At 59.1% G+C, this 14685-nt stretch carries 14 protein-coding genes; 9 read left to right on the top strand and 5 right to left on the bottom strand.

Translation table 11 applies throughout. From position 1 onward, the window contains the following. Nucleotides 1–27: 27 nt before the first annotated feature. Nucleotides 28–579 (top strand): DJ-1 family glyoxalase III, encoded by a 552-nt coding sequence (locus Q8X48_RS18305; protein ID WP_007975779.1) that lies wholly within the window; start codon nt 28–30, stop codon nt 577–579. Here Q8X48_RS18305 and Q8X48_RS18300 read toward each other — a convergent pair. Further along, nucleotides 576–1835, bottom strand: coding sequence for an MFS transporter (locus Q8X48_RS18300; protein ID WP_407801033.1), 1260 nt, complete (start codon nt 1833–1835; stop codon nt 576–578). The genes Q8X48_RS18305 and Q8X48_RS18300 overlap by 4 nt on opposite strands. Before the next feature lie 484 nt (nt 1836–2319). Between Q8X48_RS18300 and Q8X48_RS18295 the strand changes: the two genes are divergently transcribed. From Q8X48_RS18295 to Q8X48_RS18285, 3 genes are all read left to right on the top strand, one after another. Next, nucleotides 2320–3756, top strand: coding sequence for a cytochrome ubiquinol oxidase subunit I (locus Q8X48_RS18295; protein WP_407801035.1), 1437 nt, complete (start codon nt 2320–2322; stop codon nt 3754–3756). A gap of 3 nt (nt 3757–3759) precedes the next feature. Continuing rightward, complete coding sequence (gene cydB / locus Q8X48_RS18290; RefSeq protein WP_217836421.1) at nt 3760–4767, top strand: cytochrome d ubiquinol oxidase subunit II; 1008 nt, start codon at nt 3760–3762, stop codon at nt 4765–4767. Nucleotides 4768–4853: 86 nt separating this feature from the next. After that, a complete protein-coding gene (locus tag Q8X48_RS18285; RefSeq protein ID WP_095942044.1) occupies nt 4854–5021 on the top strand; it encodes a DUF2474 domain-containing protein in 168 nt (55 codons plus the stop codon). A 64-nt stretch (nt 5022–5085) separates the two neighbouring features. Here the strand turns inward: Q8X48_RS18285 and Q8X48_RS18280 are convergent, their stop codons facing one another. Both Q8X48_RS18280 and Q8X48_RS18275 read right to left on the bottom strand, forming a co-directional pair. Further along, on the bottom strand, nt 5086–6210 hold the full coding sequence (locus Q8X48_RS18280) for a methyltransferase (RefSeq protein WP_407801038.1): 1125 nt from the start codon (nt 6208–6210) through the stop codon (nt 5086–5088). 175 nt (nt 6211–6385) lie between these two features. Next, nucleotides 6386–7099 carry a helix-turn-helix transcriptional regulator gene (locus Q8X48_RS18275; RefSeq protein WP_407801040.1) on the bottom strand — a complete coding sequence of 238 codons (714 nt, stop codon included), beginning with the start codon at nt 7097–7099 and terminating at the stop codon, nt 6386–6388. Nucleotides 7100–7405: 306 nt separating this feature from the next. Here Q8X48_RS18275 and Q8X48_RS18270 point away from each other — a divergent pair, with 306 nt between their 5' ends. Beyond that, entirely contained in the window at nt 7406–8182 is a 777-nt protein-coding gene (locus Q8X48_RS18270; RefSeq protein ID WP_407801042.1) for a ferredoxin--NADP reductase, read from the top strand. Between the two features lie 42 nt (nt 8183–8224). Here Q8X48_RS18270 and mscL read toward each other — a convergent pair whose 3' ends face one another. Next, the gene (gene mscL / locus Q8X48_RS18265) at nt 8225–8638 is read right to left on the bottom strand and encodes a large-conductance mechanosensitive channel protein MscL (protein ID WP_015096912.1); all 414 of its coding nucleotides are present in this window, start codon (nt 8636–8638) and stop codon (nt 8225–8227) included. Nucleotides 8639–9237: 599 nt separating this feature from the next. Between mscL and radA the strand changes: the two genes are divergently transcribed. Then, nucleotides 9238–10605, top strand: coding sequence for a DNA repair protein RadA (gene radA, locus Q8X48_RS18260; RefSeq protein ID WP_007981045.1), 1368 nt, complete (start codon nt 9238–9240; stop codon nt 10603–10605). 103 nt (nt 10606–10708) lie between these two features. On the opposite strand, the gene Q8X48_RS18255 is transcribed toward radA, so the two are convergent. Then, nucleotides 10709–11077: a PilZ domain-containing protein gene (locus Q8X48_RS18255; protein ID WP_407801045.1), complete on the bottom strand. Its 369-nt coding sequence runs from the start codon at nt 11075–11077 to the stop codon at nt 10709–10711. Nucleotides 11078–11237: 160 nt separating this feature from the next. Here Q8X48_RS18255 and Q8X48_RS18250 point away from each other — a divergent pair, with 160 nt between their 5' ends. From Q8X48_RS18250 to yjiA, 3 genes are all read left to right on the top strand, one after another. Next, nucleotides 11238–13304 (top strand): carbon starvation CstA family protein, encoded by a 2067-nt coding sequence (locus tag Q8X48_RS18250; RefSeq protein ID WP_407801047.1) that lies wholly within the window; start codon nt 11238–11240, stop codon nt 13302–13304. A gap of 15 nt (nt 13305–13319) precedes the next feature. Beyond that, nucleotides 13320–13517, top strand: coding sequence for a YbdD/YjiX family protein (locus Q8X48_RS18245; RefSeq protein WP_007895266.1), 198 nt, complete (start codon nt 13320–13322; stop codon nt 13515–13517). Nucleotides 13518–13656: 139 nt separating this feature from the next. Further along, nucleotides 13657–14628 (top strand): GTPase, encoded by a 972-nt coding sequence (gene yjiA, locus Q8X48_RS18240; protein WP_407801049.1) that lies wholly within the window; start codon nt 13657–13659, stop codon nt 14626–14628. Nucleotides 14629–14685 lie beyond the last annotated feature (57 nt).

The raw sequence follows: 14685 nt of genomic DNA, 5'->3' as shown, positions 1-14685 counted from the left end.
AAAAGATCATTCCGTGGACAGTACCTGATGACCTTTAGAGCCTTGATTGCCCTCGCCGAGGGTACCGATGACCTGCAGACCGTGACCCTGATCGACGTACTGCGCCGCGCCAAAATAGAAGTGGTGGTGGCCAGTATCGAAGGGCGGCGCATGCTCACTTGCGCACGCGGCACTCGGCTGACGTCCGATGCCATGCTGGTGGACTTGCTGGCGCAGCCTTTCGACCTGATCGCCTTGCCGGGTGGCGCTGTGGGGGCACAGCACTTGGCGGCCCACCAACCCCTGCAACAATTGATCAAGGATCAGGCGGCAGCCGGTCGCCTGTTCGCCGGCATCGCCGAAGCGCCCGCCGTGGCGCTGCAAGCCTTTGGCGTTTTGCGTCAACGGCGCATGACCTGTCTGCCATCGGCCAGCCATCAACTGTTGGGCTGTAACTTCGTCGATCAACCGGTAGTGGTCGATGGCAACTGCATCACCGCCCAGGGCTCGGCTGGCGCATTGGCATTTGCCCTGGCGCTGGTGGAACAACTCTGTGGAAAAGCCACACGTGCGGCGGTGGCGGGGGAATTGTTGGTTTAGCCTGCTTGGACTTTCGCCTCTTGCTTCTCTTCATCTTTAGCCACGTGCATGCGATCGCGGCTGGCCAGGGTCGGGAATAGTTTGACCCACACCCCGGTCACCACCAGCGTGCCGATCCCGCCCATGACCACGGCTGGCACGGTGCCGAACCAGTGGGCAGTCAGGCCCGATTCGAATTCGCCCAACTGGTTCGAGGCACCAATGAACAGACCGTTCACAGCACTGACCCGGCCGCGCATTTCGTCCGGGGTTTCCAGTTGAACGAACGAGGCGCGGATCACCATGCTGATCATGTCTGCCGCGCCCAACACCACCAACACCGCCAGGGAAAACCAGAACGAGGTCGACAGGCCGAACGCGATGGTTGCCACGCCGAAGATGCCCACGGCGGTGAACATCACCCGCCCGACGTTGCGCTCCACGGCAAACCGCGCCAGGAACAGCGACATCAGCAGCGCACCCACTGCCGGTGCCGAGCGCAACAGGCCCAGTCCCCACGGGCCGGTCAGCAGAATGTCCTTGGCGAACACCGGCAGCAGTGCCGTGGCACCCCCCAATAGCACCGCGAACAGATCGAGGGAGATCGCCCCGAGAATGTCCGGACGACTGCGGATGAAGCGGATGCCCGCGAGCAGTGAATCCAGCGTGGCCTTGCCCTTGTTCAGCGGCGTCTGCCGGGCCGGCAGGTTGAGCATCAGCGAACAGGCGATGACATACAGCAGCACCGTGGGGCCATACACCCAGACACTGCCGAAGGCGTAGAGCAAACCGCCGAGGGCCGGGGCGACGATGGTGGCTGATTGCTGGGCCGATTGTGCGGCGGCCACGGCCCGGGGAAACAGCGCGCTGGGTACGATGCTTGGCAGCAGGGCCTGGGTGGTCGGCATTTCAAAGGAACGCGCGGCACCGAGCAGGAAGGCCAGGATAAAGATCATTTCCCGAGTGACATGGTCGGTCGCGCTGCCAATGGCCAGCGACAGGGCGATCAATGCCTGCAAGGACTGGCAGATCGCCGCGACCTTGCGCCGGTCATAGCGGTCGGCGACGTGCCCTGTGTGCAGCATGAATAGCACGCGCGGGGCGAACTCGACCAAGCCGACCAGGCCCAGGTCGAGCACATTGCCGGTCAATTGATACAGGTTCCAGCCGATGGCCACGGTGAGCATCTGGAAGCCGCTGGCGGTAAAGATCCGGGCCAGCCAGAACGCGAGAAAAGGGCGATGGTGACGTAACAGCAAGGGCTCTTGGCTGGGCATCTGCGGGGAAATCTGGGGAGAGGGGAACAGCGAGATTATCACCAACCTGTAACAAGAAGTTGCCATGGCATAAAATTTAGTTAGCCAGACATCGATTTTCCTGTGGGAGCGGCGGTGCGACGATTCGACTTGCTCGCGAAGGGGGCATCAGCTTCAACATCAATGTTGACTGACACTCAGCCTTCGCGAGCAAGCCCGCTCCCACAGGAAATGTATTTCAGCTCGTGACCAAGGCCATGAGGCAACTTGTCACGCGGCAATAGACCACGCGGTTCATCCCCGAAATTGGGACTACTCTTTCAACGTTGATTGATCCAGATCAAAACCCGCAAAAGGAATTGATCCAGCGGCCGCAAGGCCAGACTCCCTGCGTTGTGATGCGTGCAAAAAAAGAACAAACAGAGATTCGCCACACTCCATATCCGTGGGGGCCGTGGGTGCAGGCTTTCAGCCAGCAGCCGTACTACCTGACAGAGGAAGACTTATGTTCGGTTTAGAGGCACTTGATCTCGCCCGAATCCAGTTCGCGTTCACCATCTCGTTCCACATCCTGTTTCCGGCCATCACCATCGGCCTGGCGAGTTACCTGGCGGTACTCGAAGGCCTGTGGCTGAAAACCCATAACGACACCTACCGTGACCTCTACCATTTCTGGTCGAAGATCTTTGCCGTCAACTTCGGCATGGGCGTGGTTTCCGGCCTGGTCATGGCCTATCAGTTCGGTACCAACTGGAGTCGCTTCTCGGACTTCGCCGGATCGGTTACCGGGCCGTTGCTGACCTATGAAGTGCTCACGGCGTTCTTCCTCGAGGCGGGGTTCCTGGGGGTCATGCTGTTTGGCTGGAACAAGGTCGGGCGTGGCCTGCACTTCTTCGCCACCGTGATGGTGGCCATCGGTACGCTGATCTCGACCTTCTGGATTCTCGCGTCCAACAGCTGGATGCAGACCCCGCAGGGCTTCGAGATCGTCAACGGGCAGGTCATACCCACCGACTGGCTGGCAGTGATCTTCAACCCATCGTTCCCCTATCGCCTGATGCACATGGCCACGGCGGCGTTTGTAGCCACGGCCTTCTTCGTGGGGGCCTCTGCGGCCTGGCATTTGCTGCGTGGCAAGGACAACCCGGCGATCCGCAAAATGCTCTCGATGGCCATGTGGATGGCATTGATCGTCGCGCCGATCCAGGCGGTCATCGGCGACTTCCACGGCCTCAATACACTTGAGCATCAGCCGGCGAAAATCGCCGCGATCGAGGGCCACTGGGAAAACAAGGGTAACGAAGCGACTCCGCTGATCCTGTTCGGCTGGCCGGACATGAAGGAGGAGAAAACCAGGTTCGCTGTCGAGATCCCGTACCTGGGCAGCCTGATCCTGACTCACTCGCTGGACAAGCAAGTCCCGGCGCTCAAGGAGTTCCCGCCTGAAGACCGGCCAAATTCGACCATTGTGTTCTGGTCGTTCCGGATCATGGTGGGCCTGGGCATGCTGATGATCTTCACCGGTTTGTGGAGCCTGTGGCTGCGCAAGCGCGACACCCTCTACACCTCGCGGCCGTTCCTGTACCTGGTGTTGTGGATGGGGCCGTCAGGCCTGATCGCGATCCTCGCCGGCTGGTTCACCACCGAAATCGGCCGTCAGCCGTGGGTGGTCTACGGCCTGATGCGCACGGCGGATGCGTCGTCCAACCATAGCGTCATGCAGATGAGCATCACCCTGATCCTGTTCGTCGTGGTGTATTTCGCCCTGTTTGGCGCCGGTCTTGGCTACATGATGCGCCTGGTGCGCAAGGGGCCGAAGATCGACGAAGGCAAGGAAACCAACGATGGAGGCCCCGGCCAGAAACGCACTCCGGCCCGTCCGCTGTCCGCAGCCGACGACGATCACGCCGATGCCGGCCACAGCCTGACCAAGGAGATTTGAATCATGGGTATTGATCTTCCGCTGATCTGGGCCGTGATCATCATCTTCGGCATCATGATGTACGTGGTCATGGACGGTTTCGACCTGGGCATCGGCATTCTCTTCCCGTTCATTCCGGGCAAGACTGATCGCGATGTGATGATGAACACCGTCGCCCCGGTCTGGGACGGCAACGAAACCTGGCTGGTGTTGGGGGGCGCGGCGCTGTTCGGCGCGTTTCCGCTGGCCTATTCGGTGGTGCTCTCGGCGTTGTACCTGCCGCTGATCCTGATGTTGATCGGGCTGATCTTCCGCGGTGTAGCCTTCGAGTTCCGCTTCAAGGCCAAAGACGACAAGCGTCACCTGTGGGACAAGGCGTTCATCGGTGGCTCGGTCACCGCGACGTTCTTCCAGGGCGTTGCGCTCGGTGCGTTCATTGATGGGCTGCCGGTGGTCAACCGGCAGTTCGCCGGTGGTTCACTGGACTGGCTGACACCGTTCACGATGTTCTGTGGCGCGGCGCTGGTGGTGGCCTATGCATTGCTCGGTTGCACCTGGCTGATCATGAAGACCGAAGGCAAGTTGCAGGAGCAGATGCATGACCTGGCACGGCCATTGGCCTTCGTACTGCTGGCGGTGATCGGCATCGTCAGCATCTGGACTCCGTTGGCCCACCCGGAAATCGCCGCACGCTGGTTCACCATGCCGAATCTGTTCTGGTTCATGCCGGTGCCGATTCTGGTGCTGGTGACGATGTACGGCCTGATCCGCGCCGTGGCCCGCAACGCGCATTACACGCCATTCCTGTTGACCCTGGTGCTGATCTTCCTCGGTTACAGCGGGTTGGGCATCAGCCTGTGGCCGAACATCATCCCGCCGTCGATCTCGATCTGGGACGCCGCCGCGCCGCCGCAAAGCCAGGGTTTCATGCTGGTGGGCACGCTGTTCATCATCCCGTTCATCCTGGGCTACACCTTCTGGAGCTACTACGTGTTCCGCGGCAAGGTCACCCATGAAGACGGGTATCACTAGTGTGCTGCACAACGAACCTGTGGGAGCGAGCTTGCTCGCGATGGCGTCTTCAAAGGCGCCAACCCTCTCTACTGGAGAATTGAGTCATGTCCGGCAAACACACCCTGCACGACATTGAAGAAGCCGAAAAAAAACCGCTGTGGCAGCGGCTTGGCTGGTTGGCCCTGATCTGGGTCGGCAGCGTGGGCGCCTTGTTCATCGTCGCCAGCCTGATGCGTCTGTTCATGAACGCGGCCGGCCTGACGACGCACTGACATCTCTCCCGCAGCCTCAAGGCGCGGATTTATAACCCTCCGAGCGGAGGGTTTTTTTTGCCTGTTACTTGCGCGCCTTGAGGATCACGAATTTCGGATTGGCTGCCACTTGCTCGACGCCACGGAACAATCGCGCCAGCTTGCTGTGGTAACCCAGGTGACGATTGCCGACGATGTACAGCGCGCCGCCCACAACCAGCGCTTCGCGCGCTTGCTGGAACATCCGCCAGGCCAGGAAGTCGCCCACGACCTGTTGCTGGTGAAACGGCGGATTGCACAGCACCACGTCAAGCGATTGCGCTTCCTGGCCGGCCAGTCCATCGCCGGCACGTACGATCACTTCCCGCTCACCCAACGCTGCGCGCCAGTTTTCGGCAGCCGATTGCACGGCCATGAACGATTCGTCCACCAGCGTGTAATGGGCCTCGGGGTTTTGCAGGGCGCTGGCGATGGCCAGGATGCCGTTGCCGCAGCCGAGATCGGCAACCCGCGCCGAGCCAAGGTTTTTTGGCAGATGTGGCAAAAACGCTCGGGTGCCAATGTCCAGGCCTTCGCGGCAAAACACATTGGCGTGGTTGAGCAGTTCGATAGCCGGTTCGTCGAGTCTGTACCGTGTCGGGTAAGGTGACACAGCCGAGGGTTTTTCTTGCGCCGTGGCAATCAATAACCGCGCCTTCTTCACCGCCAGCGAGGCTTGTACGGGGCCGATGTAACGCTCCAGCAAATCGCCCGCCGCCCGAGGCAAGTGCTTGATCATGGCCGCGGCGACCACTTGGGCGCCGGGTGCCAGTTGGCCTTGCAGGCGGATCAGTTGCTCTTCCAGCAGTGCCAGGGTTTTCGGTACGCGGATCAGCGCGCAGTCGAATGGCCCGACGGGGGGCTCGCTGGCGGGGACGCTCGGTACCGCATCAAACGCCAGGCCGTTGCGCACCAGGTTCTTTTCAAGACCCTGCAAGGCCAGGAATGAATCACCGCTACTGACTACCCGCACCTTGCCCGCCAGGCTGGCCGCCAAGGCGCCGAAACTGTCGTTGAGCACCAATACCCGGGTATCGGCCGTCGGTTGCTGTTCCGCCAGATGGTTAAGCAGGTATTCATCAGCCGCATCGAAAGCTTGCAACGGTTCGTTCTGCTGTTCAGGCTGGCGGATCAGGTCGAGGCTGGCGAAAGGTGTTTCGAGCAAAGGCATGGGGCGGGGCTCTGGGTAATCAACGGATGTCCCGCTGCCCTCAGGCGTTGGTGCGGGCGGAGCCGTCCGAGTGTACTGCGTCGTGAAGGTTTACACGCCATCACTCAGGAGGGACCGCAAATGGTACGTTTTTTTTGCCTGGATTACCCGCAGGTTTTCCCGCGGTCGGGTGTTTTCAGATGACTTTGGCCCGGACCGCGGCCATGACTGCCGCCATCTTGTTGTTGACGCCGAGCTTTTCGATAGCCCTGTGCACATGAAAGTTGACCGTGCGTTCACTCAAATTGAGGATCCTGGCAATTTCATAAGCCGTCTTGCCATCGGCCGACAGTTTCAATACTTCGATTTCCCGCCGTGACAAGGGGGGCGCTTGAGTGCGAACCGGTTTTTTCGGTTGCATCCCGATCGCCAGGGCGTGCAGGTGGCGACTGATGAACACCGAGAATCCAAGATTCTCGTACAGCTCATAGGCTGAAATCGGGCAATGGCTTCGGGCCAGACTGAGAATGCTGCGCAGGCCGGTTTCTTCATCGTGAATTGCTTGCGACCAGCCATGCGCCAAGCCTTGCTGTTGCAGCAGTTGCCATAACCACGGGGTTGCGCAGAAGAGCTCTTTGCTCCAGAGCACGGGTAGCATGGAGTGATTGCAATAGGCCGCTACTGGGTCAATCTCGCTGGCATTGCTTTGTTCATACTGTGTGTTCCAGTTGTGTGGATAGTTGTTCAGGTTGACGGGGCAGCAATCAGTGCGACTGTTGGCTGAAATGGTTGAAAAGGCACAAAATTTATATCCAAGGTTCCTGACGAAATTCAGTGATATTCGATAGGCCGTATGAATGTCCTGTGTTTGAGAAAGCAGTTGAAGCTGTGACTCCTTCCAGATTTCCATATACGGGGTTCTCCAACAGTATGTTTCGGAAGGTGCTGACTTTGGATCCGAGGTCCGACACGTGACGGAGTGTAGGACATGTCCGACAAGTGTGGTTCGACGATTTTGCTCTTTTAACTGCTGAAAAGTGTGTTCCGGGTTCTTAAGTCGTGCGTGAAATGTTAAATGCCATATGTCATTTTAAGTTGGCTGGTGTTTCTCGATTCGAATAATCAATAAGTTGCACATTCAATAACACTACAAAATGTCTGTGTTTATGCTGCCGTCTTTGCGGGACACTGAGGTATCTATTGATTGGAGCCTTCCATGTCCGTCAGCGAAGAAAAATTTACCCGTCAGACCTTGCTCGAGGTTCATCCGTTGACCCCGAACCTGTTTACCCTGCGTGCCACGCGGGATGCGGGGTTTCGTTTTCGGGCGGGGCAGTTTGCCCGGTTGGGCGTCACCAGGGCTGATGGCAGCACGGTATGGCGCGCCTACTCCATGGTGTCCTCACCCTTTGACGAGTTCCTCGAGTTCTTTTCCATTGTCGTACCGGGCGGTGAGTTCACCAGCGAGCTCAGCCGGCTGGTTGTTGGCGACAAATTGCTGGTCGACCGCCAGGCCTTTGGCTACCTGACGCCGGACCGTTTTGTCGATGGGCGCGATCTATGGCTGTTATCCACCGGGACCGGCGTGGCGCCGTTTCTGTCGATACTGCAGGACTTCGAAGTCTGGGAGAGATTCGAGCGAATTGTCCTGGTCTACAGCGTTCGTGAAGCCCGGGAACTGGCTTATCAGGAACTGATCGCGGGTCTGACGCAGCGTGACTATCTGGCCGAGTACGCACACAAACTGCAATTGATCACCACGGTCACTCGTGAACAACATCCTGGCGCATTGAACGGGCGGATCACCACACTGATTGAAAGCGGCGAACTGGAGCGCACCGCGGGTGTTGCGCTGACGCCTGAACACTCACGGGTCATGCTGTGCGGCAATCCGCAGATGATCGATGACACGCGCAAGCTGCTTAAACTGCGGGACATGCACTTGAGCCTCAGTCGGCGACCCGGTCAGGTGGCGGTGGAAAACTTCTGGTAAAAAAAACGGCGCCTCGAAGGCGCCGTTTTTAGGCTGGCGCGGTCAAGGCCGGTTGTTCTGGACCTTGAGCAAGTCGCGGATCTCGCCCAGCAACTCTTCTTCCTTGGTTGGAACCGGCGGCAGGCTAGGGGCCACGGCCTCTTCGCGCTTCAGGCGGTTGATGGCCTTGACGCCCACGAAGATCGCGAGGGCGACAATGATGAAGTCGATGATGGTCTGGATGAATTTGCCATAGGCCAGCACCACCGCCGGAGTCGTACCCTCTGCTGCCTTGAGCGTTATGGCCAGATCACTGAAGTCCACGCCACCGATCAGCATCCCGATTGGCGGCATGACCAGGTCACCGACAAACGATGTGACGATCTTGCCGAAGGCTGCGCCGATGATGATGCCGACGGCCATGTCGACCACGTTGCCTTTGACCGCGAAGGCCTTGAACTCGTTTAGCACGCCCATAGGTTATTTCCTTGTTACAGATGAGGTTGATGAACGCAGTGTAAATCAGCCAATCGCATTCTGCTCGAATCAACGGCCTGCCGTGCTTGCCGGCAATAGATCAGGGGGGGGCATGGAGAGCTCGTCGATTGATCTCATCTGTGGGCCGGTCAGCCCTTCTGCGGCGGTTCGCTTTTGGATTTGTTTCAGCGATATGACTTCGCTGTATGAGCGAACCAGGTTGAAGGACCATCCTTGAGTTGGGGTTTTGAAATTGTTCGGGTAGTTGTTAAACAAAAAGCCGCCATTGAAATTGACTGCAGTGCTGTTAACTGTTTTGTTAGTTTGGACTCGGTTTTGTTTGAGTATTTTTAAGTTATGCATCAGGTATGATAGTGAATAAAGCTTGTATAAGTTTTTAAGGCGGTAGTGAGGCTCGTATCAAGAGTTTGTTGAGTGTGTTGTGTGAAAACTTATACAAGGTTTTTGTATAGCGGTCGTGTTTCAAAAAAAACACGAATGTAATAAGGCTGTTTGACATCATTCAAGAGATTACAAAATATCTGCCCGCACTCGCGTGCCTCAGCTGAGCTATCATCGCGTTTTTTCCGGGAGTTCCGATGGCCAAGGCCAAGCGCATGTACGGCTGCACCGAGTGCGGCTCAACCTTCCCCAAATGGGCCGGCCAGTGTGGTGAATGCGGGGCCTGGAACACGCTCACCGAAACCATGGTGGAAAGCGGCGGGGCAGCCGCCCCCAGCGGTCGGACCGGCTGGGCCGGGCAGCAGGCGCAGATCAAGACGCTGGCTGAAGTCAGTGTCGAAGAAGTTCCTCGTTTCTCCACCGCTTCCAGCGAACTCGACCGGGTTCTGGGTGGTGGCCTTGTGGATGGCTCGGTGGTGCTGATCGGTGGCGATCCGGGCATCGGCAAGTCGACCATTCTGTTGCAAACGTTGTGTAACCTCGCCAAGAGCATGCCGGCACTGTACGTCACCGGTGAAGAATCCCAACAGCAAGTGGCCATGCGTGCGCGACGCCTGGGTTTGCCTCAGGATCAACTGCGGGTCATGACCGAAACCTGCATCGAAGCCATCATTGCCACGGCCCGCCAGGAAAAGCCCCGGGTGATGGTGATCGACTCGATCCAGACGATCTTTACCGAGCAACTGCAATCGGCACCGGGTGGTGTATCCCAGGTGCGTGAAAGCGCGGCGTTGCTGGTGCGTTATGCCAAGCAGAGCGGTACGGCGATTTTCCTGGTGGGGCACGTCACCAAGGAAGGCGCGCTGGCGGGCCCTCGGGTTCTGGAGCACATGGTCGACACTGTGCTGTATTTCGAAGGCGAGTCCGACGGGCGTCTGCGTCTGCTGCGCGCGGTGAAGAACCGTTTCGGTGCAGTCAATGAACTGGGCGTGTTTGGCATGACTGACAAGGGCCTGAAAGAAGTCTCCAACCCTTCGGCGATTTTTCTGACCCGGGCCCAGGAAGAGGTCCCGGGCAGTGTGGTGATGGCGACGTGGGAAGGCACGCGGCCGATGTTGGTGGAGGTACAGGCGCTGGTGGACGACAGTCATTTGGCCAACCCGCGGCGGGTCACGCTGGGGCTGGATCAAAACCGGCTGGCGATGCTGCTGGCGGTGCTGCACCGTCATGGTGGCATTCCGACCCACGACCAGGACGTGTTTCTCAACGTGGTCGGCGGGGTCAAGGTGCTCGAAACGGCGTCCGATCTGGCGTTGATGGCAGCGGTGATGTCCAGTTTGCGCAACCGGCCGTTGCCTCACGATCTGCTGGTGTTCGGCGAAGTGGGGCTGTCCGGTGAGGTGCGACCGGTGCCGAGCGGTCAGGAGCGTTTGAAGGAAGCTGCCAAGCACGGCTTCAAGCGGGCCATCGTGCCCAAGGGCAATGCCCCGAAGGAGGCGCCACCGGGGTTGCAGATTATTGCCGTGACCCGTCTGGAGCAGGCGCTCGACGCACTCTTCGAGTAACGATTGTCTCCCTGTAGGAGTTGCCGCAGGCTGCGATCTTTTGATCTTGCATTTTCAAGATCAAAAGATCGCAGCCTGCGGCAGCTCCTACAGGGAGGTGCGCTCAGATTTCGATCAGTGCCCCCAACTCCCGTTCGAGTTCGACCTCGTCGGCCAGATTGAGCTCGATCAGCCGCCGCAGCCGTTCTATGGACTCCAGGCTGATGTGCAGGCAGGCAAAGCCGAGTTGGTCATGGTCATCGTGGGCCAGTTTCGCATCCATGGTGATGTCGACGTCTTCGCTCAGATGAATGTCGATCAGAAAGTCCTGCTGCGGATTGCCCTGCCACGAATCGGGTCGCTCAATCAGCACCCCTTTGAACGACAGATCAACCAACTTCACCGACCAGGTGAACTCACCCTGACTCAGCTCGGTTCGGGCATCGAATGCAATACGTTTGAAGCGGCGACGGTCGGCAGGGTGCTCGCTCATGGCACGATCCTCGTAGATGTACGCTGACTATAGACCTGCATTCTTCAAGGCTGCCAACGCTGGCGGGTGTCCAGACCTATGTCGGGGTATGGCCTTTGCCGTCAGGAGCGCTAAACTCGGTGTGGCTGTCTTTCTTGTCCACTCTGGCTGGAATAATAAAATGAAAAATAATAATAGCCCGCTACGCCATCTGCCCTGGCTGGTGCTGGCAATCGTAGGTGCGTGCGCCCTGGGTGTTGTGGCATTACGCCGAGGGGAGGCAATCAATGCCTTGTGGATTGTGGTCGCTGCCGTGGCCATCTATCTGGTCGCATACCGTTACTACAGTCTGTTCATCGCCAACAATGTCATGCAGCTCGATGCGCGACGGGCCACGCCGGCTGTGCTCAATAACGATGGTCTGGACTATGTTCCGACCAACAAACACGTGCTGTTCGGTCACCACTTCGCGGCCATTGCCGGTGCCGGTCCGCTGGTCGGTCCGGTACTGGCGGCGCAGATGGGCTACCTGCCCGGCACCCTGTGGCTGATCGCCGGCGTGGTGCTGGCCGGTGCCGTGCAGGACTTCATGGTCCTGTTCATGTCCACCCGCCGCAACGGCCGCTCCCTGGGCGACATGGTCCGTGAAGAAATGGGCCGCATCCCCGGCACCATCGCGCTGTTCGGCTGCTTCCTGATCATGATCATCATCCTCGCTGTGCTGGCGCTGATCGTGGTCAAGGCCCTGGCCGAGAGCCCTTGGGGGATCTTCACGGTGATGGCGACCATCCCGATTGCGATGTTCATGGGCATCTACATGCGCTACATCCGCCCGGGCCGCATCGGTGAGATCTCGGTGATCGGCGTGCTGTTGCTGCTCGGTTCGATCTGGCTCGGCGGGCAGATTGCCGCGGATCCGGTGTGGGCCAAGGCCTTTACCTTCACCGGTATCCAGATCACCTGGATGCTGATCGGTTACGGTTTCGTTGCCGCGGTGTTGCCGGTGTGGCTGATCCTGGCACCCCGTGACTACCTGTCGACCTTCCTGAAAATCGGCACCATCGTGGCCCTGGCCATCGGCATCCTGGTGACCATGCCCGAGCTGAAAATGCCGGCCCTGACCCAGTTCATCGACGGCACCGGCCCGGTCTGGAAGGGCGGTCTGTTCCCGTTCCTGTTCATCACCATCGCCTGTGGCGCGGTGTCGGGCTTCCACGCGCTGATCTCTTCCGGTACCACACCAAAGCTGCTGGATAACGAAACCAATGCCCGCTACATCGGTTACGGTGGCATGCTGATGGAATCCTTCGTGGCCATCATGGCCATGGTCGCCGCCTCGGTGATCGAGCCTGGCGTGTACTTCGCCATGAACAGCCCGGCGGCCGTGGTCGGCGGTGATGTTGTGGCCGTTGCGACAGCCGTCAGTAACTGGGGCTTCGCGATCACGCCGGAAGCCCTGCAAGCGGTGGCCCATGACATTGGTGAAACCACCATCCTGGCCCGTGCCGGTGGTGCGCCGACCCTGGCGGTGGGGATCGCGCAGATCCTGCACAGTGTTCTGCCGGGCGAGAACACCATGGCGTTCTGGTACCACTTCGCGATCCTGTTCGAAGCGCTGTTCATCCTGACCGCAGTCGACGCCGGTACCCGTGCCGGGCGCTTCATGCTTCAGGATCTGCTCGGTTCGTTCGTGCCGGCCCTGCGCCGCACCGAATCCTGGACCGCCAACCTGATCGCCACCGCCGGTTGCGTGGCCATGTGGGGGTATCTGCTGTACCAGGGCGTGATCGATCCGCTGGGCGGCATCAACACCTTGTGGCCGCTGTTCGGTATCTCCAACCAGATGCTGGCCGGTATCGCGCTGATGCTCGGCACCGTGGTGCTGATCAAGATGAAACGCCAGCGCTACATTTGGGTGACCCTGGTGCCAGCCATGTGGTTGCTGATTTGTACCACCACCGCCGGCTTCATCAAGCTGTTCGATGCCAACCCGGCGATCGGCTTCCTCGCCCTGGCGAAAAAATACAGCGATGCATTGGCTAACGGCCAGATCCTCGCCCCGGCCAAGGACATCACGCAGATGCAGCATGTGATTTTCAACGCCTACACCAACGCCACGCTGACCGCGCTGTTTCTGTGCGTGGTGTTCAGCATCCTGTTCTATGCGCTCAAGGTCGGTATTTCCGCCTGGGGCAGCAAAGAGCGTACGGATAAAGAAGCGCCATTCCAGGCTCTGCCGGAAGCGTGATCGAGGATTTGCATCATGTTCAATGACCTGAGTCGCCTCGGTAAATACCTCGGTCAGGCCGCGCGCCTGATGGTCGGCATGCCCGACTACGACAACTACGTCGAGCACATGCAGACCAAGCACCCGGACAAACCGGTGATGAGCTACGAGATGTTCTTTCGCGAGCGTCAGGAAGCCCGTTACGGTGGCAAGGGTGGGCCGAAGTGCTGTTGATCTTGTGGGAGCGAGCTTGCTCGCGATGGACGTCAACGATAACGCGTGCTGTCTGAATGCTCGCGTTATCCTTGCGTCCATCGCGAGCAAGCTCGCTCCTACAGTTGTTTTTGCGTTTCCATTTCCAAGGAGAACCCGTTTGTCCTCCCCCATCCCGGTCACGATCCTCAGCGGCTTCCTCGGCGCCGGCAAGACCACCCTGTTGCGCCACCTGCTCAAGGCCGAGCACGGCCTGAAAATCGCCGTGATCGAGAACGAATTCAGCGACGCCGGTATCGATACCCAATTGTTGGGTGATGAACCGGTCCAGGTGATGACACTCTCCAACGGCTGCGTCTGCTGCACCATCCATACGGACCTGACCAAAGCGCTTTATCTGCTGCTCGAACGTCTGGACCAAGGCGATATCGCCTTCGACCGACTGGTGATCGAATGCACCGGCCTGGCCGATCCTGCACCCGTGGCGCAAACCTTCTTCATCGATGAAGAACTGCGCGAACGCTACATCCTCGACGGCATCATTACGCTGGTCGACGCGGCACATGCCGACTTGCACCTGACCCAGACCATCGCCCAGGCGCAGATCGGTTTCGCCGACCGCTTGCTGGTGAGCAAGCGCGATCTGGTGGACGAACCGATCTTCACCGCATTGAGCGAACGCCTGACCCGCATCAACCGTCGTGCGCCGATCCGCGTGGTCGACCACGGCAAGATCGACCTGGCCGAATTGCTGGACGTACGCGGTTTCAATCTCAACGCCGACCTCGGTGGCGGTGTGAGTTTGCGACCGGTCAGCCAGGCACCGTCCATCGACCGTATTTCCAGTCTGGTCCTGCGCACCGAAAAACCGCTGGATATCGACAAACTCAGCGAGTTCATGAACGAGCTGCTGGAGGAGCATGGCAAGCAGTTGCTGCGCTATAAAGGCGTGTTGAACATCCTCGGCGAGCCGCGGCGGATGGTGTTTCAGGGTGTCCTGAAGTTGTACGGATTCGATTGGGACACGGAGTGGGCTGACGATGAATCGCGTGAAAGCGTGATCGTGTTCATTGCTGACGATTTGCCGGAAGAGAAGATTCGCGAGGGGTTTGCGCGTGTGGCGGCGCAGTAAAGTCAGAAATTGCAGCGAGCTTTGAGCCGCCATCGCGAGCAGGCTCGCTCCCACATT

This window comes from Pseudomonas sp. QLc11A (assembly GCF_052112305.1).
Classification (GTDB): domain Bacteria; phylum Pseudomonadota; class Gammaproteobacteria; order Pseudomonadales; family Pseudomonadaceae; genus Aquipseudomonas; species Aquipseudomonas laurylsulfatiphila.
Note: the sequence above shows the minus strand (reverse complement) of the source record. Positions and strands in the feature narration are given on the sequence as shown.